We start from the raw sequence: 18,867 nt of genomic DNA, 5'->3' as shown, positions 1-18,867 counted from the left end.
GCGGGCGATGACCGGCATCACCGACCCGCTGCCGGGCGGGGTGGGGCTGTCCCACATCAGCGCGTACGAGTGGGAGGCCGCCGACGGCGTGTGCGGCGGCAGCCCCCACCTCCACCTGGCCTGCACCGAGGCGTACGTGGTCACGGGCGGGCGCGGCGCCGTGCAGACCCTGACCGTCGAGGACGGCTACGCCGAAACGCCGCTGGAGCCGGGCGCGGTGGTGTGGTTCTCGCCCGGCACGGTGCACCGCATGGTGCAGGGCGGCGGGCTGAAGGTGACCGTGCTGATGCAGAACAGCGGGCTGCCCGAGGCGGGCGACGCCGTGTTCACCTTCCCCGCTCAGGTGCTGGCCGACCCCGAGGCGTACGCCGCGGCCGCCGCCCTGCCCGCCAGGGAGGGGCCCGAGGCCGAGGCCGCCGCGCGGCGCCGCCGGGACCTGGCGGTCACCGGCTATCTGGAGCTACGCGCGGCCCTGGAGCGGGGTGACGACGGCCCGCTGCGCGCCTTCCACGAGGCCGCGGTGCGGCTGGTCGGGCCCAAGGTCGCCGCGTGGGAGCCGCGCTGGCGGGCCGGTGCGCTCGCCGCGGCCGAGCGCACCGGTGAGCACCTGGCGGCCCTCGCGGCCGGCGACCCGGCCCATCTGGCCCGGGCCCGCGTCCGCGCCGCCGGGCCCACCCGGCACGGCGGCTTCGGCATGTGCGGCCGCCGCGAGGAGTACGAACTCCCCGGCGTCACCGTGCCCTACTACGGCGAATGACGCTCCCACTACCGACGCCACCACTACCAACGCCCCCGCTACCAACGCCCCCGCTACCAACGCCCCCGCTACCAACGCCCTCACTACCGGCGCCACCACTACCGACGCCACCACCGCGACCACCCTCGACATCCCCACCACGGCGAACAGGCGCGTGACCGAACCGCCGGCCAGCACATTTCGGAAAGACCAGAAGGGAGGCTGGCCCCAGCATGCTTCGAAACAGGACGAGGGTGTCCTGCGCCCTGGCCCTCACCTTCACCCTCTGCGCGGCCCTCACCGGGTGCGGCGGAGGTGAAGGAGGCGGCTCGGGCGGCAAGGTCACCCTGCGCTTCACCTGGTGGGGCAACCCGGACCGGGCGGCCCGCACGGAAGCGGCCATCAAGCTCTTCGAGAAGAAGAACCCGGCCATCCGCATCAGCACCTCCTTCGCCGGCTTCGACGCGTACAAGCAGAAGCTCGCCACCCAGGCGGCGGGCGGCGACGCGCCCGATGTGATGCAGCTCGACTACCGGATGATCAACCAGTACGCGGACGGCGGGGTGCTGCTCGACCTGGGCAGGCACAAGGAGCTGCGCACCGACGAGATGGACAAGGGGCTGCTGGCCACCGGCGTCGTGAACGACAGGCAGTACGCGATCCCGGTGGCGCGCGGCTCGGAGACCCTGGTGTACGACTCCGTCCTGTGGCGCAAGGCGGGCGTGCCCGAGCCGAAGCCCGGCTGGACCTGGGACGACTGGGCGGACGCCATGCGCAAGCTGTCCCGGTCCAAGGCCGTCCAGGACGCCGGGCGGGTGGGCGGCACCGACCCGGGCCAGAGCGAGGACGTCTTTGAGATCTGGCTGCGCGGCCAGGGCAAGGCCCTCTACACCGACGACTACCGGCTCGGATTCACGGCGGACGACCTGGCGCGCTACTGGGAGTGGTGCTCCCGGCTCCGCAAGGAGGGCGCGGTCAGCTCCGCCGAGCAGACCACCCAGATGGACGGCTCGGTGGAGAACACCCCGCTCGGCCGGCTGAAGGCCGTCTCCGACTTCAACTGGGACGCCCCCGCCAGCGGCTTCCAGGCGATCGTCGGGGAGGGCGTCAAGCTCGCGCCGATGCCGGCCGGCGAGGACGGCACACCCGGCCAGTACTACAAGCCGTCGATGTTCTTCGGGGCGTCCGCGAAGACCGGCCACCCCAAGGAGGCCGCCCGGTTCGTCGACTTCCTGCTGAACGACCCGGAGGCGGGAGCCATCCTCGGCAACACCCGCGGCATCCCGGCCAACGACTCCATCCGCAAGGCCGTCACCCCCAAGCTGGAGGGGTTCGACGTGGTGGTGTCCACCTACCAGAAGCAGTTCGAGGGCAAGCTCAAGGACCCGCCGCCCGCGCCGCCGAAGGGCGACGCGTCGCTGCAGACCACCTTCAGCCGCGACTACGACCAGGTGTCGTTCGAGCGGATGTCGCCGCGTGAGGCGGCCGAGAACTACGTCACCGAGGCGAAGGCGGAGCTGAGGCAATGACCGCGACCGCGACCCGCCCCCAGCCGGCCCCCGCGAGCGCCGGCCGGACCGGCAAGCGCCCCCCGAAGCGCGAGCGCGAGGGCGCCGCCTGGGTGTTCCTGTCCCCGTGGGTGCTCGGCGCCTGCGTGCTGACGCTGTTGCCCATGGCCGTCTCGCTGTACCTGTCGTTCACCAACTACGACATGTTCAACGACCCCAGCTGGGTCGGCTTCCGCAACTACGTCCAGATGTTCACCGAGGACCCCCGCTTCTGGCGGTCGGTCACCTCGACCCTCACCTACGTCGTGATCGCGGTCCCGCTCCAGCTCGCGCTGGCCCTCGCGGTCGCGATCGCGCTGAAGTCCGTCAAGCGCGGCAAGGGCTTCTACCGCTCCGCGTTCTACGCCCCCTCGCTGCTCGGCGCGTCCATGAGCATCGCCCTGGTCTGGCGGGCGATCTTCAACGACGGCGGCACCGTGGACAATCTGCTGTCCTGGTTCGGCCTGGACATCGGCGGCTGGGTCAACAAGCCCGGCTGGGCGCTGGTGGCGGTCGCGCTGCTCACGGTGTGGCAGTTCGGCGCCCCCATGGTGATCTTCCTGGCCGGGCTGCAGCAGATACCCGGCGAGCTGTACGAGGCCGCCGCCATGGACGGGGCCGGGTGGTGGCGGCAGTTCCGCTCCATCACCCTGCCGATGCTGTCCCCGGTGCTCTTCTTCAACCTGGTGCTCCAGACCATCCAGGCGTTCCAGGTCTTCACCCCGGCCTTCGCGGTCAGCGGCGGCAAGGGCGGCCCCGCGGACTCCACCCTCTTCTACACCCTCTACCTCTACGACCGCGGCTTCACCGCCTCCCACATGGGCTACGCCTCGGCCATGGCCTGGGTGCTGCTGGTGGCCATCGGCATCGTCACCGCGGTGCTCTTCCGCACCTCCCGCTCCTGGGTCTTCTACGCCAACGACGACAACGAGGGGGCCCGATGACCACCGTGGACACCACCCACGCGGTGGCGACCGGCCGCGCGGCGGGCGGCCGACGCCCGCGCCCCGCCCGGATCGCCCTGCACGCCGTCCTGATCGCCGTGCTGCTGGTGATGCTCTACCCGCTGGCCTGGCTGATCGCGACCTCCTTCAAGCCGGCCGACGAGGTGATCGCCAGCCTCAAGCTGCTGCCCAGCCACCTCGAGTGGAGCAACTACTCCACCGCGCTGGACGGCGTGAACGAGGTCAGCGTCGGCCGGCTGCTGTGGAACTCGCTGCTCATCGCGGGCGGCGCGGTGCTCGGCAACGTCATCAGCTGCTCACTCGCCGCGTACGCCTTCGCGCGGCTGCGGTTCCGGATGCGCGGCCCGCTGTTCGCCTTCATGATCGCGACGATCATGCTGCCGCACCACGCGGTCCTGATCCCGCAGTACATCGTCTTCAACCAGCTCGGCATGGTGAACACGTACTGGCCGATGATCCTGCCGAAGTTCCTGGCCACCGACGCCTTCTTCGTCTTCCTCATCGTGCAGTTCATGCGCTCGCTGCCGCGCGAGCTGGAGGAGGCGGCGCGGATCGACGGCTGCGGCCCCTTCCGCTCCTTCTTCAGCGTCATCCTGCCGCTGACCAGGCCCGCCCTGATCACCACCGCGATCTTCACCTTCATCTGGACCTGGAACGACTTCTTCACCCAGCTCATCTATCTCTTCGAGCCGGAGAAGTTCACCCTCACCCTGGCCCTGCGGTCCTTCGTGGACGCCTCCAGCCAGTCGGCCTTCGGCCCGATGTTCGCCATGTCGGTCTTCGCGCTGCTGCCGATCGTGCTGTTCTTCCTCGCCTTCCAGCGGTTCCTGGTGGAGGGCATGGCCAACTCCGGACTGAAGGGCTGACCCGCCGTGCCGCAGGCCACCACCCGGGAGCCGGGGGAACTCGTCGGCCCCCGCTTCGCCCTCTTCTCCGACGTGCTGCTGCTGGGCCTCGCCACCACCGTCGCCTGCCTGCCGGTGCTCACCGCGCCCGCCGCGATGTCCACCGCCTGCGCCGTGCTGGACCGGCGGGTCCGCCACGACCGGACCATCACCGTCGGGGGCTACTTCCGGGACCTGCGCGCCCGGCTGCGCACCGGCGACCTGGCGGCCGGGGCCGCCGTCGTCGCGGGCGGCGCGCTGCTGCTGTTCAACGCGCTGGTGGCCGGGGCCGGCCTGCCGGGCGCGGCGGTCTTCCGCCCCGCCCTGCTGGTCGCCGGCGCGTTGCTGGCCGTCGTCCTGCTGCGCGCCTGCGCCCGCCCGGAGTCGGCCACCGGCTGGCGCGCGGCGGGGCGCGCGGCGGCGTACGAGACGGTGCGCGCGCCGCGCGGCAGCGCGGTCCTGCTGCTGGCCGTGGCCACCGCCGCGGTCTGCGCCTGGGCCTACCCGCCGCTGGCCCTCCTCGTCCCCGGCCCGCTGGCCCTGGCCGCGCGGGCCGTGGAACACGCCGGGGCCACCGCCCCCGCCACCGCAGCCGCCCAGGCCGTCCTGGCCGACCCCGCCACCCCGGCCATCGCCCCGGGCGCCCCCGCCCCCGCGGCCACCCCGGCCGTACCCGCCACCGCAGCCACCGCCCCGGCCGCCCCCGCCGCCCCGGCCACTTCTTCGTACTCCCGGACCACCACGGAGCACCCCTGATGCCCCTGCACCGCCGCCACTTCCTCGCCGGGACCGCCGCCGTCGGCGGACTGCTCGCCGCCGCGCCCGAGTCCGTCGCGGCACCGGCCTCCGCCACCCGGCCCGGGCACGGCCTGCCCAAGGAGCCGGACAAGGACTTCCTGGCCGTCCTCACCAAGGCGGCCGACGGCCGGGTGGCCGAGGTCCTGGCCGGCCGCGCCGCCGCCATCGCCGAACTCACCGACCAGGGCAAGGCCCGCTGGGCCGCCCGCAGCCTGCGCCTGCTGGCCTCGGTGCACGTCTGGTCCGACGCCGCCCACCACCACGACGCCGCGCTGATCGGGCCCATGACCGAGCTGGCCGACGCGCTGGCCGCCGCGCAGTTCGACGACGGCCTCTACGACCAGGGCGCGGTGCACTCCCCGCCGGACACCGCCTTCTCGATCGTCGACCTGGGCCTGACCTACGGTCTGCTGGACGACGACGACCACGCCGCCACCAACGGCATCCGGGCCACGCTCAAAAAGATCCTGCTGAAGGCCGGCAAGGGCCTGTCCGAGGGCGGTGTGCACACCCCCAACCACCGCTGGAAGATCTGCGCCGCCCTCGCCCGCGTCAACTCCTTCTGGCCGGACGAGAGCTACCCGCGCCGCATCGACGCCTGGCTCGCCGAGGGCATCGACCAGTACCCGTCCGGCCAGTACAGCGAGCGCAGCGCCACGTACGCGCCCATCGTCACCAACCCCTCCCTGCTGACGCTCGCGCGGCTGACCGGCCGGCCGGAGCTGTACGACCACGTCCGCCGCAACCTGGAGGCGACCCTCCACCTGATCGAGCCCAACGGCGAGGTGGAGACCGTGCACTCGCGGCGCCAGGATCAGAAGACGACCAAGCACATGTCCGAGTACTGGCTCCAGTACCGGGCCCTGGCGCTCCGGGACGAGGACGGGCGCTTCGCGGCCGTCGCGGAGACCATCCAGCGGCGCGGCGCCGACCAGACCTTCGACGAGACCCCGCTCGGGGACTTCCTCGCCGAGGTGCTGGACCACCCGGAGCTGGCCGCGCCGCTGCCGAAGCCCACCGAGGCGCCGCGGAAGTTCACCTTCCACGACCAGGACAACGGGCTGGTCCGGATCGGCCGCGGCACCGCCCGCACCACGATCTTCGGCGGCACCGACTTCCCCGACGTCCACGCCATCTCCTCCGGTCTTTCCACCAACCCGACGTTCTTCAAGTGGCGCAGGGGCGGGGCGATCCTGGACTCGCTGCGGCTGTCCCCGCAGTTCTTCTCCACCGGTCACTTCCGGGCCGAGGACCTGGTGCGCACGGCCGACGGCTGGCGGCTGTCGGCGGAGGTGCGGGCCGCGTTCCACCTGCCGCTGCCGCCCCGGCACCGGCGCGCCGACGGGCTGTACCCGCTGACGGACGACGGACGGTTCTGGTCCGCGATGGACTTCCCGCACCGGCCCAAGGAGTGGCGCACCCTGCGCACGGAGGTGCGGCTGAAGGAGACGGGCGGCGGCTGGGACCTGGAGTTCTCGGTGGGCCCCTCCGAGGTCCCGCTCGCCCTGGAGCTGTGCTTCCGCCCGGGCGGCACGCTCGGCGGCGCCGGGCTTCAGCCGGTCTCCGGCCAGGCCGACACGTACCAGCTGGTCAAGGGGTACGGGACGTACACGGTGGGCGATGACGTGATCAAGTTCGGGCCGGGCAACGGCAGCGGCCCGCGGCAGCCGGCGACCGTGGACGCGGGGGAGCGCTACAGCTGGATGGCCGGCAGTCTCGTGGTCTCCGGCGTCCGGGTGCTGATCACGGGGCGCGCGCCGTTCCATTACCGCCTCACCCTGCGCTGACGCGCCGACCGCTCCGCGTCCGCTCTCTGACCTCTCACTCCTCTGACCCCTCACTCTGTACAGGGGCGGGCCGGGGCGGCTAGCGTGTGGTGTAGAAAGCGCTTGCTATGACTCTGGCGACGTCTGATGAGGACCTCGGTGAGGAGAAGAAAACCGTGACACGCAAGACAGTGCGGATCGCCATGAACGGCGTGACGGGGCGCATGGGCTACCGCCAGCACCTCGTCCGCTCCCTCCTCGCCATCCGCGAACAAGGCGGCCTCGACCTCGGCGACGGCCGCGTGCTGTGGCCCGAGCCGGTCCTGGTCGGCCGCCGCGAGCACGCCCTGAAGGCCCTGGCCGAGCGCCACGGCCTGGAGCACTGGTCCACCGACCTGGACGCCGTCCTGGCCGACGACTCGATCGACATCTACTTCGACGCCCAGGTCACCGCCGCCCGCGAGGAGGCCATCAAGAAGGCCGTCGCGGCCGGCAAGCACATCTACACCGAGAAGCCCACCGCCACCGGCCTTGCGGGCGCCCTGGAGCTGGCCCGGCTCGCCGAGGCGGCCGGCGTCAAGCACGGCGTGGTCCAGGACAAGATCTTCCTCCCCGGCCTGCTCAAGCTGAAGCGGCTCATCGACGGGGGCTTCTTCGGCCGGATCCTGTCCGTGCGCGGCGAGTTCGGCTACTGGGTCTTCGAGGGCGACTGGCAGAGCGCCCAGCGCCCCTCGTGGAACTACCGCGCCGAGGACGGCGGCGGCATCGTCGTCGACATGTTCCCCCACTGGGAGTACGTGCTGCACGAGCTGTTCGGCGCCGTACGGACCGTCCAGGCGCACGCCGCCACCCACATCCCGCACCGCTGGGACGAGCAGGGCAAGCCGTACGACGCCACCGCCGACGACGCGGCCTACGGCATCTTCCAGCTCGAAGGCGGCGCCGTCGCCCAGATCAACTCCTCCTGGGCGGTCCGCGTCAACCGCGACGAGCTGGTCGAGTTCCAGGTCGACGGCACCGAGGGCTCGGCCGTCGCGGGGCTGCGCCGCTGCCGCGCCCAGCACCGCTCCGCCACCCCCAAGCCCGTCTGGAACCCCGACCTCCCGCTGACCGAGTCCTTCCGCGACCAGTGGCAGGAGGTCCCGGACAACGAGGAGTTCGACAACGGCTTCAAGGCGCAGTGGGAGCTGTTCCTGCGCCATGTCGTCCTCGACGAGCCCTGGCACTGGGACCTGCTCGCCGGCGCGCGCGGGGTGCAACTCGCCGAGCTGGGCCTCAGGTCGTCGGCCGAGGGCCGCCGCCTGGACGTGCCGGAGCTGAGCCTGTGACCCTCCACCTGCCCGCCGCCGACGGCTCCACCCGCCCGTACGAGCCCCGCACCGAACCCGCGGCCTTCGCCCCCGGCGGCGCGCCCCTCGCCTCCCGCACGGTCTTCTCCGCCGCCCACGTCGTCGCCGACCCGTACGCCGACGTCACCCCCGACAGCCCCGCCGCCGTCGACTGGGACGCCACCCTCGCCTTCCGCCGCCACCTGTGGTCGCATGGCCTCGGCGTCGCCGAGGCCATGGACACCGCCCAGCGCGGCATGGGCCTGGACTGGGCCGGAGCCGCCGAGCTGATCCGCCGCTCGGCGGCCGAGGCCAAGGCGGTCGGCGGCCGCATCGCCTGCGGCGTGGGCACCGACCAGCTGGCCGCCACCGAGATCGGCTACCCGTACGGCCTCGACCAGGTCAGGGCCGCGTACGAGGAGCAGCTCGCGGTCGTCGAGACGGCGGGCGCCCAGGCCGTCCTCATGGCCTCCCGGGCCCTGACCGCCGTGGCCAAGGGCCCCGAGGACTACCTGGAGGTCTACGGCCACCTGCTGCGCCAGGCGGCCGAGCCCGTCATCCTGCACTGGCTCGGGCCGATGTTCGACCCGGCCCTGGAGGGCTACTGGGGCTCCACCGACCTGGACGCCGCCACCCGCACCTTCCTCGACGTGATCGCCGCCCACCCCGACAAGGTCGACGGCATCAAGGTCTCCCTCCTCGACGCCCGGCGCGAGGTCGAGCTGCGCCGCCTCCTCCCGGACGGCGTGCGCTGCTACACCGGCGACGACTTCAACTACCCCGAGCTGATCGCGGGCGACGACCGCGGCTTCAGCCACGCCCTCCTCGGCATCTTCGACCCCCTGGGCCCGCTGGCCGCCGAGGCGGTGCGCAGGCTGGACACCGGCGACACGGCCGCCTTCCGCGCGCTGCTCGACCCCACCGTCGAGCTGTCCCGCCACCTCTTCCAGGCCCCCACCCGCTTCTACAAGACCGGCGTCGTCTTCCTGGCCTGGCTGGCCGGCCACCAGTCCCACTTCACGATGGTCGGTGGCCTCCAGTCCGCCCGCTCCCTGCCGCACCTGGCGCGGGCGTACGAACTGGCCGACGGGCTCGGCCTCTTCCCCGACCCGGCGCTGGCCGAGTCGAGGATGAAGACCCTGCTGACGGTGTACGGAGTGGCGCAATGACCGGTGTGAACGGAGACCTCACCCGCCTGAGCCTCAACCAGGAAACCATCAAGCAGTGGTCGCTGCCCGAGCTGGCCGAGGGCTGCGTCAAGGCCGGCGTCCCCGGCGTGGGCCTGTGGCGCGCCCCCGTCCAGGAGTACGGCGTGGAGGCGGCCGCCCGGCTGATCCGCCACGCGGGCCTGACGGTCACCTCCCTGTGCCGGGGCGGCTTCTTCACCGCCATCGACCCGGCCGAACGGGCCGCCGCCCTCGCCGACAACCGCGCCGCCATCGACGAGGCCGCCACCCTCGGCACCGACACCCTCATCCTCGTCTCCGGCGGCCTCCCACCCGGCAGCCGCGATCTCTTCGCCGCCCGCGAGCGCATCGCCGACGCCCTCGCCGAACTCGCCCCCTACGCCGCCGACCGAGGCGTCCGCCTGGCCATCGAGCCGCTGCACCCCATGTACGCCTCCGACCGCTGCGTCGTCTCCACCCTCGCCCAGGCCCTCGACCTGGCCGAGCGCTTCCCCGCCGAGCAGGTGGGCGTCGTCGTCGACACCTACCACCTCTGGTGGGACGACACCGTCTCCACCCAGATCACCCGCGCCGGCGCCGGCGGCCGCCTCGCCTCCTTCCAACTCGCCGACTGGATCACCCCCCTCCCCGAAGGCGTCCTCCTCGGCCGCGGCCAACTCGGCGAGGGCTCGGTCGACTTCCGCTGGTTCCGCGAGCGGGTCGACGCGACGGGCTTCACCGGGCCGATCGAGGTGGAGATCTTCAACCCGGCCCTGTGGGCCCGGGACGGCGCGGAGGTGCTGGCGGAGGTGGCGGACCGCTACCGGACGCTGGTGCTGTAGCGGCAATGCCAGTGACTTTGTGGTGAGTATCGGACAACGACACGCCGACATCACGGCGTGTCGCCGTCCGATACTCACCACAACTCGAGCTGAGGACGCGGGCCCGGCACCGCTTGGCAGCGTCAAGCGAGAGCACCGACGCGCTGGGCGAACGCGCGTACTCCGGGCAGGGAGCGGTCGTGCCGCATCAACCCGGCGGCCATGGTCCGTACGGATCCGCGGCGGACTTCCTGCGGTGCTGCGTCCTCCGCGGCCAGCAGAGCGCGGTAGCAGCGGTCGGGCTTGCCCCACTGGTCGAAGGCGCGAGCGACGTCGATCCAGTAGCGGGCCTGGCGTTCCGTCGTGGGCAGGGCGGCGGTGTTGACACGGCGGGCGTGCTCGATGGCTTGTCCGGCGTCGCCGAGCAGGTAGCTGATCGAGATCTGGTGAAGGAGCACCTGGCCGGGACCGAAGACGGTGCCGCGCAGCAGCTCGTCGTGGCCGAGCCGTCCGGCGGTCGCCTGTGCCTCGGCGATGAGCGCCTGCGCCGTGTCACGGTCGCCTTGCTTCGCTGCGGTGTAGGCGGCGGTGGCGTACAGGTTGCCCTGGACGGACAGCCGTTCGGACATCTCGGCGGTGCGGTCGGTGGCCAGTTGCCGGGCCGCGGTGACGGCGACGTCGGTGGCGCGGGCGTAGTGGCCCTGGCGGCGCAAGGCGCTGGAGACCATACGGTGGGCCTCGGCGACGGTCAGCGCGTCCGCGCCACCCAGGGCCGCGGTCAGGGCCCGGTCGGCGGTGACCGCCGCGAGGCCGTCCTCGCCGAGCTTGATACACAACCGAGCTGCGACGGTGTAGAGGTCGGCGACGGCGACCGCCGACTGCCGGGGATGCCCCTCGGCGCCGAGGGCCTGCGCGAGCGCGATCCGGGACGGCAGGCCGCGGGCAAGGGCGTCGTAGCGGCAGGCGCCGAACTCGCGGCGGGAGGTGTCCACCGCCGCGAGGGCCGTGGACGGGGTGGGATCCGTGCCGAGTGGCAGGCTGTCCTGCCGGTGCAGCAGCAGGTCCTCCAGGCCCGACAAGCCCGGCCCCACCGGAGACCGGGCGGCGGCCGGGCCGGGACCGAAGACCACACTGGAGGTCGCCCCGGTCAGACCGGTCAGGAGTTTGCGGCGTCGCACTGGGTCATCCCCTTAGTCACCGATACAGCGAGTTGCATGGGCGCCAGTGACCATCGCCGTGCTCCTGGGGCAGACGGTAGAGGCGGCGGCACTGGGAGCAGCGCGAGGAAAAAGCCGGTGACACCGCGCCTGGATGCTTACGCGGGCCGCAGGATGCGAAGCATGGTCGCGTACACGGGGGCGTCGGGGAAAGGCTGCTGGTCTCCGATGTTCTCGTAGCCCCACGATTCGTAGAGCGCTTTCACCTTCGGGTGTGTCGGCTCGACCAGGAGCGTCACTCGTTCCTCCGCGCGGCCGGACAGAAGCTCTTCGTGGATGCGGTGAGCGATGCCGGTCTTCCGCCAGGGCTGCCGCACCATCAGCTCGCACAGGGCCATGGTCCGCGCGCCGTCCTCGCGAGTCATTTCCTCGGGTAGGGGTTCGAGCATTCCGGCCCACCAGCGGGAGCGGGGCGGGAGGGGTGAGCCATAGGCGTAGCCGACGGGCTCGTCGCCGTCCCAGCCGATGACGACTTCCCAGGGTTCGCGGGAGACATGACCTTTCAGCCGTTCCTCGAATCGCTCGATGGAGAAGAAGGGGTCGGAGAGCCGGGCGGAGTAGACCTCGGCGTATACATCGGTGAGGGGCTGCCGAATGGCGTTGAGGTCTGCGCGTCCGTAGCGGCGTAGCTCCACGGTGGCCGGTGAGGTGGTCACAGGGTGGGTCCTTCCGGGTCAGGCGGTGCGGGCGTTCCACTCATGGGTGATGCGTGCGCCGGGAGCTGCCGCGTTGAGCTTGGCAGTAAAGGTGTCCAGCAGATGGGGGATGCGGCCCGCGCTGGTGGATCCGGGCGGGGGGATGACGGCGGCGGCGGTGTTGCATGCCTGTTCGGGGTCACCCTGGCCGAGTTGGGCGAAGGCGATATTGACGGCGTAGAAGGCGCGGTTCCGGTGCTGGTCGGGGCGGAGGGCGGCGACGCAGCGGTGAAGGTGGTACTCGGCCCGTTCGGGCTGGTTGAGCCACAGGTAGGTGATGCCGGTCAGGCCGTCGAGTTCGCTGCGGGTATAGAAGTCCATCGAGGTGGGGCGCCATTCGCGGGGGTCGGCTCGCTCGAATGCCTGCTCTGCCCGTTCCAGCGCGCGCTGGGCGCGCGTGTGTTCTCCGATCCCGGGGAGGGAGACCGCGAGGCGCGCGTGGCTGAGGGAGGCGTAGAGGGGGTCTGTTCGGTGCGCGCTAGCGGACATGGCGGCCTCGGCCGCGGCTACGGCGTCCGGCCAGTGTTCGCGTTGTTTGGCGAGCATGCTGGCGTACTGCCAGATCTGGTGCTGTACCTGCCCGTCTCCGGAGAGTCCGGCGAGGTGGGTCGCTCGCTCCAGGTGGCGTTGCGCGCGGACGGGTTGCCGGGAGTCGACCGTGGCCCACATGGCCATGGCGGTGGAGGCGGCGCCGAGGGCGTACAGGCGGCTTCGGATGCGGCTCGTGGCGCTGCCGTTCCGCTGGAGGTTGATGGTTTCGTCAGCAAGGGCTATCGCGCGTTTCTCCAGCTCGGGGCCGCCGCCTTCCCGGTCGTCCAGCTTCGACAGGTCTGCGAGTTCCTGGCGCAGGCGTTGCACATCGCCGGTGCCGACGGTGTAACGGGCGCGGGCGGGCGGTGCTGCCCCGGCGAGGGCCGCGGCCGGGACGACGGTCACGAAGGTGCGGCGGCGCATGGGATCCTCCTGCGATGGCGCTTCGACTGCTTCGTTGCGGCCTCGTGGCACAAACCCTAGGCGGACAGGGTCCAGTCCGGTGAGGTGCTGGATGGCCGCGCGGGTGACGGCGTTGGGCCAGCGGACCCGGCCGGCTTTCCAGTCCCGGACGATGCGCCCGTCGTACGTGCCGGGACTGCCGGTGAGTGCTTCCTTCGCCTTGCTCACGGCCTGGGCAAAGGAGCTGGAGCTGTGGCCGTGTGCCTCCATCCACTCCTCTAACGCTGTGTTACGCGCGGTGCTCATAAGCGCACGGTGGATGCGGCACCCACCGTCAGGCAAAACGGGTGTACTTCACCGGTGGGGAGCCCCTCATGTCGCCCCTGGCCCGGCAGGTACTGACCCGGCTTCCCGCACGCGGTCCGGACGCGACCTACACACTGATCACGAATGGAACCCTGGTGCGAACGCACCAGGAGTGGCTTTCCACGACCGCCCTGGACAAGGTGAAGGTCTCCCTTCACTACTTCTCCGACGCGTCGCCGAAAGCCATCGCGAACACCCGCATCGGCATCGCGACCATTCTCGACGGCATCGAGGCGGCCCGTGAAATGTTCGAGCGGGTGGAGCTGAACACGCTGGTACAGCGCGAGAACGAACATGAGCTGCACGACATTCTGGCCTTTGCTCTCGACCGGCGCATGCCCGTGCAGTTCATCGAGCTGGTGGACACCGACTTCAACGCTGGCCGGAAGGGCTCAGCGATCGGCGCCCAGGGCATCATCGACCACCTTCGCACCCTGACGAGCGACGAGGAGGTCGAAGTCTCCGGGGTTGGGCAGGGGCGACGGATCTTCCGCATCGACGGCATCGCCATCGACGTCATTCACCGCGAACTCGGGCGCCATCACATCGGCCAGTGCGGCACCTGCCCGGTCAAGCCCAAGTGCGTGGAAGGGTTTTGGTCCCTGCGCGTCGACCACGCCGGCGGAATCCAGCCCTGCCTTCTGCGGGATGACCTCCGGATGGACATCCGGCCCCTGCTGGACGATCCGGAGGCGATCCCCGCTGCCGTCGCCCGGCACGTCTCCGCCTTCACCGAGGGCACCCTGTGAGCGCCTTGCGCACCCCGTACGCGCCCGGGGCAGATGAAGGTCGCCGGGGCCCGTTCGTGGTCCTGGAAGGTGTCTCAGGGGTCGGGAAGTCGACGCTCGCCCGCCTGCTGGCCAAGAGGCTCGGCGCCACCGCGCTCCACACACTCACCGATCCGCACACCGGCTGGTCCGACACGGTCAACCGGGAGCTTCGGCCACTGCCGCAGTTTGCCTTCTATCTCTCCGGCCTCCTGCACGTCTCAGACGTCGTACGGCAAGCCCTCAGCACGGGGCCGGTGGTTGCGGACCGGTACGCCTCCTCGGTCATGGCCTGCCACGCCGCCGTCAACCGAGTCGGCCTCGACCAGGTGCGCGGCCTGATGGCACCGCTCCTGCCCTACCTCGTGGCCCCGGACGCCACCTCCTACCTGATCGGCTCCGACAGGGCGTTGAAGGAGCGGATGGGCAACAAGAAGGACGTGAAGCAGGACGACCTCGACCTGTTCGACGTCGCCGACCGTCTTGAACGGCTCCGGGAGAACTTCCTGTCCGTCGCCGAGAGCGATCCGAGCGCGGTCACGATCCGGACCGACGACCGCAGCCCGGAGGACTTGGCCGACATCGTCGTCGAGCACCTGGAGAGCAGGCGTGCTTAACCCGATCGACACCGACACCGTCATCCGTGACGGCCGCATCAGCGGCGCGTTCCCGGGCGAGATCCACGAGGGCGTGGCCTGGTGGGTCGCCGCCTGCTTCGTCGTGGTGAGCAAGGCCCGGCAGATGGCCGTGGCCCACGACGGCCACTGCGTCACGGTCGAGTTCCACCGGCGATTCTGCCGGGGCGCCATCAACGCCGAGCACTTCGGCTGCCAGATCTCCAGCCTCGGCATGGCCGACGAAGGCCACCTTCTGAACGCCATAAAGGAACTCGGGGACGTCCCCGGCGCCCTGCTGACCACGACCGACCACGGCGGACGGCAGACCGTCACCATCCGTCTCTACGGCGCGGACGGCCAGCCGGTCACCGAGGACACCGGCTTGGCCAGGCTGCGGGAGATGATCGCCTCCGACCGGGTTCCCATCCCGGTGAACGACCAGGCCAAGGGCCACATCACCGAACGTCGAGACCTGCTGGAGGCGCTGTGATCGACGCGGCTGAGATCATCCGAAGCGAGACCAGCATCCTGTTCGTCACCCTGGACTCCCTGCGCTACGACGTCGCTCGCGCGGCCCTGCACGCAGGTCGGACACCGCGCCTGGCGAAGATCCTCCCCGGCGGGGTGTGGGAGGAGCGCCGCACCCCCGGCACCTTCACGCTGCCCGCCCACATGGCGTTCTTCTCCGGCTTCCTGCCCAAGCTGCCGCAGCCCGTACAGCCTCCCCGGCTGTGGGAGTGTCGCCCGCCCGCGTTCAAGACCGTCGATGCGGGCACGTTCGTCTTCGACGCGCCGAACCTCCTCACCGGGCTCGCGCCGCACGGATATCGCACCGTGTGCGTCGGCGGGGTGACCTACTTCTCGAGGGAGACCCCGCTCGGGTCGGTGCTGCCCGACATGTTCCACGAGGACCACTGGCGCCCGGAGTTCTGCTCTCCGGAGCCGGACTCCGCGCGCCACCAGGTTGACCACGCGTTGGCCGTCGCCGAGCAGTACGCTCACCGGCCGCTGATGCTGTTCGTCAATGTCTCCGCCACCCATGTCCCCCACGGCCACTACAACGGCGACAGCTCCGACTCATGGCTGTCCCAGGCCGCCGCGCTCGCGTACGCGGACGAACACCTCGGTCGCCTGGTCGAGGGGCTCACCAGCGGCAAGAGATGGCTGATCATCATGTGCGCCGATCACGGCGACGCCTTCGGCGAGGACGGGTACCACGGCCGTGGCATCGCTCACCCCACGGTCCTGAACGTCCCGTTCGCGGCATGGCTGTCAGCGTAGGCGGATACGCTCCGGGGCCATGACCGCAGCATCCGACCCGGGGGCGCGGTGCGACGCCTCCGTCATCGTGGCCCGTGACACGGACGGCATGGTGGCCGTCCTGACCGCTGCATTCCCCCAGCATGGCGGCGATTACCTGTTCCTGCCAGGGGGGCGCAGGGAGCCCGGCGAGACACCGGAAGAGTGCGCGCGGCGCGAGTTGCGTGAGGAAGCCGGTGTCACCGCCGAGACCTGGCTCTCCTTGGGCTCGTACGCCATCACCCTCGACTCCACTGCCCGAATCCACCTGTTCCTGGCCGAAGGCCTCACCCTGGGGCCGCAGCAACTCACACCCAGCGAAGAGGACTTCAAACTCATGTGGTGGCCCTTGACCGATGCGATCCGGGCGGCCACCGAGGGGCGCTTCCTGCTTCAGGGAGGCCCTTTGGCACTGCTGCTGGCCCAGCAGATCACCGCAGCCTGACAGAAGCTGTCCCTCTACCTACGGGGCCATCGACGAGGCGCGGATCAGGCCGCCAGGGCCGACCGGGCCGCCGCCAGGGCCTGGTCGGCGTAGGGGCGGCCGAAGAGGACCGCGTGGACCAGGAGGGGGAAGAGCTGGTGGAGGGCGATGCGGTCGGGCCAGCCGTCGGCGAGGGGGGTGGTCCGGTGGTAGGCGTCGAGGATGTCGTGGAGGTGGGGGCAGCCGAAGAGGTGGAGCATGGCCAGGTCGGTCTCGCGGTGGCCGCCGTGGGCGGCGGGGTCGATGAGCCAGGCCTGGCCGTCGGCGCCCCACAGCACATTGCCGTTCCACAGGTCGCCGTGGAGCCGGGCGGGCGGCTCGGTGGGGCCGGACAGGGCGGGGAGGAGTTCGCAGACGCGCTCGATGAGGGGGGCCTCGGTGGGGCGCAGCGTGCCCTCGTCGACCGCGCGGCGCAGATATGGGAGCACGCGGTGCTCGGCGTACCAGTGGGGCCAGTCGGGGCCGGGGGTGTTGCGCATGGGGGCGAGGCCGATGTACGCGTCCTCGGGGCCGCCGGGTGGGGGCGCGCCGAAGGCGGGGGCGCCGGCGGCGTGGAGGGTGGCCAGGTCGCGGCCGAAGCGGGCCGCGGCGCGGGCGCTCGGGGCGCCGGTGGGGACCTGTTCGGTCACCAGCCAGTGCGCGTCGTGGCCGAGCACGGCAGGGACCCGGACCGCGTCGGCCTCGGCCAGCCAGAGCAGCCCCGCCGCCTCGGCGCGCGTGGCGCCGGGGTCGGAGCCGCGCTTGACCATCACCACCTGCCCGCCGTCGAGCACGACGTGGGCGGGCCCGCCCGAGGGCGGGCGCTGACCGCTCACCCGGCGCCCGGTGAGGCGGGCCGCGGCCGCCCCCGGGTCCTCGCCGGTCCTGCCTTCGTACCTGGCCGACATCCCATCAGGCTACGACCTTGTCGAGAGTGGGGTAGTCGGTGTAGCCGGTGGGGCCGCCCACGTACATCATGTACCGGTCCCGGACCGGGTTCACGGGCGCGCCCGTGCGCAGCCGTTCGACCAGGTCGGGGTTGGCGAGGAAGGGCCGGCCGAGGGCGATGAGGTCGGCCCCGGAGGCCAGGAGCCGCTCCGCCGCCTGCCGCCCGCCGTCGGCGGGGATCTGCTCCTTGGGCAGGACGGGGTTGCCGATCAGGGTGCCGGGCCAGTCCGCGCGGAGGCGCTGGAAGAGGGGCTGGTCCGGGTCGGCGAAGACGATGTGGAGGTAGGCCAGGCCCTTGTCCGCCAGGCGGGCGAGGAGCGCCGGGTAGAGCACGTCGGCGTCGGTGTCGGCGATGCCGTTGACGGTGGTGGTGCCGGGAGAGACGCGCAGGCCGACCCGCTCGGGGCCGATCGCCTCGGCGACGGCCTCGACGACCTCGACCACGAACCGGACCCGGTTTTCCACGCTCCCGCCGTACGCGTCGCCGCGCCGGTTGGTGTTGGGGGCGAGGAACTGGTGGAGGAGGTGGCCGTTGGCGCTGTGCACCTCGACCCCGGCGAACCCCGCGTCGAGCGCGCGCCGGGCCGCGTCGGCGAAGTCGCCGACGGTGGTCCGGATGTCGTCGGGCGTCATCTCGCGGGGGGTGACCGAGGGTCGGCGGCCGGTCGGGGTGTGGATCGTCTCCGGCAGCGGGACCGGGGACGGGGCGACGGGGGTCAGTCCGCTGGTGTCGGGGTGGCCGACCCGGCCGCCGTGCTGGATCTGGAGGAACATCGGGCCGCCGCCCGCGGCGGCCACCGCCTTGGTGACCTGCCGCCAGCCGGCCACATGGGCGTCGGTGTGGATGGCGGTGATGTTGGGGTAGGTCTGGCCGACCGCGTTGGGGGTGGACGCCTCGGCGATGATCAGCCCCGCGGAGGCGCGCTGGGCGTAGTACTCGGCCATCAGCGGGGTGGGGCTGCCGTCGGCGGCGGCCCGGTTGCGCGTCAGCGGCGCCATGACCAGGCGGTTCGGGAGGTCGAGGGGGCCGAGGCGGGTGGGGGTGAAGAGGCGGGATGTGGTGGCTGTGTTCGTCATGCGGGTACCGTAGAACTTGCCACTGATGTCAGATTCAAGCCCGCCCGGTGTGAGGTGCGTCATGCGGATCGGTGAGTTGGCCCGGCGTACGGGCGTGAGCGAGAGGTCGCTGCGCTACTACGAGCAGCAGGGGCTGCTGGTGGCGCGCCGGACGCCCGGCGGCCACCGGGAGTACGGGGAGGGCGCCGTCGACCGGGTGCTGCGGATCCAGGAGTTGTACGCCGCGGGGCTGTCCAGCTCCCGGATCGGGCAGTTGCTCCCGTGCATGAGGGACGCCGACGGCGGCCCGTCCGAGATCGCCGACGAGCGCCTGGTCACGGACCTCACGGCGGAGCGGGACCGCATCGACCGCATGATCGAGGACCTCCAGCGCTCGCGCGCGGTCCTGGACGAGGTGATCGATACGGCCTCGGGTGGCCTGGCGGCGAAGGGCTGAACCTCCCCGCGCGGCTTTTGTGGTGAGTACCGGACAGC

General features: G+C 71.7%; 19 protein-coding genes and 1 pseudogene. 15 read left to right on the top strand and 5 right to left on the bottom strand.

Annotated elements, in window-relative coordinates; translation table 11 throughout:
- Positions 1-7: 7 nt before the first annotated feature.
- The 9 genes from ABFY07_RS11990 to ABFY07_RS11950 all read left to right on the top strand — a co-directional run bounded on the left by ABFY07_RS11990 (position 8) and on the right by ABFY07_RS11950 (position 10,032).
- Positions 8-757, top strand: coding sequence for a cupin (locus tag ABFY07_RS11990; RefSeq protein WP_346174466.1), 750 nt, complete (start codon positions 8-10; stop codon positions 755-757).
- 212 nt (positions 758-969) lie between these two features.
- Positions 970-2,265 (top strand): ABC transporter substrate-binding protein, encoded by a 1,296-nt coding sequence (locus ABFY07_RS11985; RefSeq protein WP_346174465.1) that lies wholly within the window; start codon positions 970-972, stop codon positions 2,263-2,265.
- Positions 2,262-3,227 (top strand): carbohydrate ABC transporter permease, encoded by a 966-nt coding sequence (locus ABFY07_RS11980; protein WP_346174464.1) that lies wholly within the window; start codon positions 2,262-2,264, stop codon positions 3,225-3,227. Before ABFY07_RS11985 ends, ABFY07_RS11980 begins: the two co-directional genes overlap by 4 nt.
- A complete protein-coding gene (locus tag ABFY07_RS11975) occupies positions 3,224-4,114 on the top strand; it encodes a carbohydrate ABC transporter permease (protein ID WP_404777376.1) in 891 nt (296 codons plus the stop codon). The genes ABFY07_RS11980 and ABFY07_RS11975 overlap by 4 nt, the downstream gene beginning before the upstream one ends.
- A 6-nt stretch (positions 4,115-4,120) precedes the next feature.
- Positions 4,121-4,888 carry a hypothetical protein gene (locus tag ABFY07_RS11970; RefSeq protein ID WP_346174463.1) on the top strand — a complete coding sequence of 256 codons (768 nt, stop codon included), beginning with the start codon at positions 4,121-4,123 and terminating at the stop codon, positions 4,886-4,888.
- Complete coding sequence (locus ABFY07_RS11965) at positions 4,888-6,717, top strand: hypothetical protein (protein WP_346174462.1); 1,830 nt, start codon at positions 4,888-4,890, stop codon at positions 6,715-6,717. The genes ABFY07_RS11970 and ABFY07_RS11965 overlap by 1 nt, the downstream gene beginning before the upstream one ends.
- Positions 6,718-6,872: 155 nt before the next feature.
- The gene (locus ABFY07_RS11960; RefSeq protein ID WP_346174461.1) at positions 6,873-8,024 is read left to right on the top strand and encodes a Gfo/Idh/MocA family protein; all 1,152 of its coding nucleotides are present in this window, start codon (positions 6,873-6,875) and stop codon (positions 8,022-8,024) included.
- On the top strand, positions 8,021-9,193 hold the full coding sequence (locus ABFY07_RS11955) for a dihydrodipicolinate synthase family protein (protein ID WP_346174460.1): 1,173 nt from the start codon (positions 8,021-8,023) through the stop codon (positions 9,191-9,193). Before ABFY07_RS11960 ends, ABFY07_RS11955 begins: the two co-directional genes overlap by 4 nt.
- Positions 9,190-10,032, top strand: coding sequence for a sugar phosphate isomerase/epimerase family protein (locus tag ABFY07_RS11950; protein ID WP_346174459.1), 843 nt, complete (start codon positions 9,190-9,192; stop codon positions 10,030-10,032). The genes ABFY07_RS11955 and ABFY07_RS11950 overlap by 4 nt, the downstream gene beginning before the upstream one ends.
- A 122-nt stretch (positions 10,033-10,154) precedes the next feature.
- Here ABFY07_RS11950 and ABFY07_RS11945 read toward each other — a convergent pair whose 3' ends face one another.
- The 3 genes from ABFY07_RS11945 to ABFY07_RS11935 form a co-directional block, all read right to left on the bottom strand.
- Positions 10,155-11,189 (bottom strand): magnesium chelatase ATPase subunit I, encoded by a 1,035-nt coding sequence (locus tag ABFY07_RS11945; protein WP_346174458.1) that lies wholly within the window; start codon positions 11,187-11,189, stop codon positions 10,155-10,157.
- Between the two features lie 137 nt (positions 11,190-11,326).
- Complete coding sequence (locus ABFY07_RS11940; RefSeq protein WP_346174457.1) at positions 11,327-11,884, bottom strand: GNAT family N-acetyltransferase; 558 nt, start codon at positions 11,882-11,884, stop codon at positions 11,327-11,329.
- An 18-nt stretch (positions 11,885-11,902) separates the two neighbouring features.
- Positions 11,903-12,877: an NsdA family TPR-like regulatory protein gene (locus ABFY07_RS11935; RefSeq protein ID WP_346174456.1), complete on the bottom strand. Its 975-nt coding sequence runs from the start codon at positions 12,875-12,877 to the stop codon at positions 11,903-11,905.
- A 323-nt stretch (positions 12,878-13,200) separates the two neighbouring features.
- On the opposite strand from ABFY07_RS11935, the pseudogene ABFY07_RS11930 reads away from it, so the two are divergent.
- The 5 genes and pseudogenes from ABFY07_RS11930 to ABFY07_RS11910 form a co-directional block, all read left to right on the top strand.
- A pseudogene (locus tag ABFY07_RS11930) lies at positions 13,201-13,971 on the top strand (radical SAM protein); the annotation flags it as partial.
- 56 nt (positions 13,972-14,027) lie between these two features.
- The gene (locus ABFY07_RS11925) at positions 14,028-14,606 is read left to right on the top strand and encodes a dTMP kinase (RefSeq protein WP_346174454.1); all 579 of its coding nucleotides are present in this window, start codon (positions 14,028-14,030) and stop codon (positions 14,604-14,606) included.
- A complete protein-coding gene (locus ABFY07_RS11920; protein ID WP_346174453.1) occupies positions 14,599-15,096 on the top strand; it encodes a phosphohexomutase domain-containing protein in 498 nt (165 codons plus the stop codon). The genes ABFY07_RS11925 and ABFY07_RS11920 overlap by 8 nt, the downstream gene beginning before the upstream one ends.
- Positions 15,093-15,887, top strand: coding sequence for an STM4013/SEN3800 family hydrolase (locus tag ABFY07_RS11915; protein WP_346174452.1), 795 nt, complete (start codon positions 15,093-15,095; stop codon positions 15,885-15,887). The genes ABFY07_RS11920 and ABFY07_RS11915 overlap by 4 nt, the downstream gene beginning before the upstream one ends.
- A gap of 19 nt (positions 15,888-15,906) precedes the next feature.
- On the top strand, positions 15,907-16,350 hold the full coding sequence (locus tag ABFY07_RS11910) for an NUDIX hydrolase (RefSeq protein ID WP_346174451.1): 444 nt from the start codon (positions 15,907-15,909) through the stop codon (positions 16,348-16,350).
- A gap of 44 nt (positions 16,351-16,394) precedes the next feature.
- Here ABFY07_RS11910 and ABFY07_RS11905 read toward each other — a convergent pair whose 3' ends face one another.
- Both ABFY07_RS11905 and ABFY07_RS11900 read right to left on the bottom strand, forming a co-directional pair.
- A complete protein-coding gene (locus tag ABFY07_RS11905) occupies positions 16,395-17,276 on the bottom strand; it encodes a fructosamine kinase family protein (RefSeq protein ID WP_346174450.1) in 882 nt (293 codons plus the stop codon).
- A 4-nt stretch (positions 17,277-17,280) separates the two neighbouring features.
- Positions 17,281-18,393: an alkene reductase gene (locus ABFY07_RS11900; protein WP_346174449.1), complete on the bottom strand. Its 1,113-nt coding sequence runs from the start codon at positions 18,391-18,393 to the stop codon at positions 17,281-17,283.
- A 61-nt stretch (positions 18,394-18,454) separates the two neighbouring features.
- On the opposite strand from ABFY07_RS11900, the gene ABFY07_RS11895 reads away from it, so the two are divergent.
- On the top strand, positions 18,455-18,829 hold the full coding sequence (locus tag ABFY07_RS11895) for a MerR family transcriptional regulator (protein ID WP_065959521.1): 375 nt from the start codon (positions 18,455-18,457) through the stop codon (positions 18,827-18,829).
- Positions 18,830-18,867 lie beyond the last annotated feature (38 nt).

Source organism: Streptomyces sparsogenes subsp. cuspidosporus, from assembly GCF_039532705.1.
Lineage (GTDB): Bacteria > Actinomycetota > Actinomycetes > Streptomycetales > Streptomycetaceae > Streptomyces > Streptomyces sparsogenes.
The sequence above is the reverse complement of the archived record's forward strand: the minus strand, read 5'-3'. Positions and strand labels throughout refer to the sequence as shown.

Excerpts from the sequence above, each read along its gene's own strand:
- ABFY07_RS11990 (WP_346174466.1), top strand. The coding sequence starts at position 8 with ATGACCGGCATCACCGACCCGCTGCCGGGCGGGGTGGGGCTGTCCCAC.
- ABFY07_RS11985 (WP_346174465.1), top strand. The coding sequence starts at position 970 with ATGCTTCGAAACAGGACGAGGGTGTCCTGCGCCCTGGCCCTCACCTTC.
- ABFY07_RS11980 (WP_346174464.1), top strand. The coding sequence starts at position 2,262 with ATGACCGCGACCGCGACCCGCCCCCAGCCGGCCCCCGCGAGCGCCGGC.
- ABFY07_RS11975 (WP_404777376.1), top strand. The coding sequence starts at position 3,224 with ATGACCACCGTGGACACCACCCACGCGGTGGCGACCGGCCGCGCGGCG.
- ABFY07_RS11965 (WP_346174462.1), top strand. The coding sequence starts at position 4,888 with ATGCCCCTGCACCGCCGCCACTTCCTCGCCGGGACCGCCGCCGTCGGC.
- ABFY07_RS11950 (WP_346174459.1), top strand. The coding sequence starts at position 9,190 with ATGACCGGTGTGAACGGAGACCTCACCCGCCTGAGCCTCAACCAGGAA.
- ABFY07_RS11935 (WP_346174456.1), bottom strand. The coding sequence starts at position 12,877 with ATGCGCCGCCGCACCTTCGTGACCGTCGTCCCGGCCGCGGCCCTCGCC.
- ABFY07_RS11910 (WP_346174451.1), top strand. The coding sequence starts at position 15,907 with ATGACCGCAGCATCCGACCCGGGGGCGCGGTGCGACGCCTCCGTCATC.
- ABFY07_RS11905 (WP_346174450.1), bottom strand. The coding sequence starts at position 17,276 with ATGTCGGCCAGGTACGAAGGCAGGACCGGCGAGGACCCGGGGGCGGCC.
- ABFY07_RS11900 (WP_346174449.1), bottom strand. The coding sequence starts at position 18,393 with ATGACGAACACAGCCACCACATCCCGCCTCTTCACCCCCACCCGCCTC.
- ABFY07_RS11895 (WP_065959521.1), top strand. The coding sequence starts at position 18,455 with ATGCGGATCGGTGAGTTGGCCCGGCGTACGGGCGTGAGCGAGAGGTCG.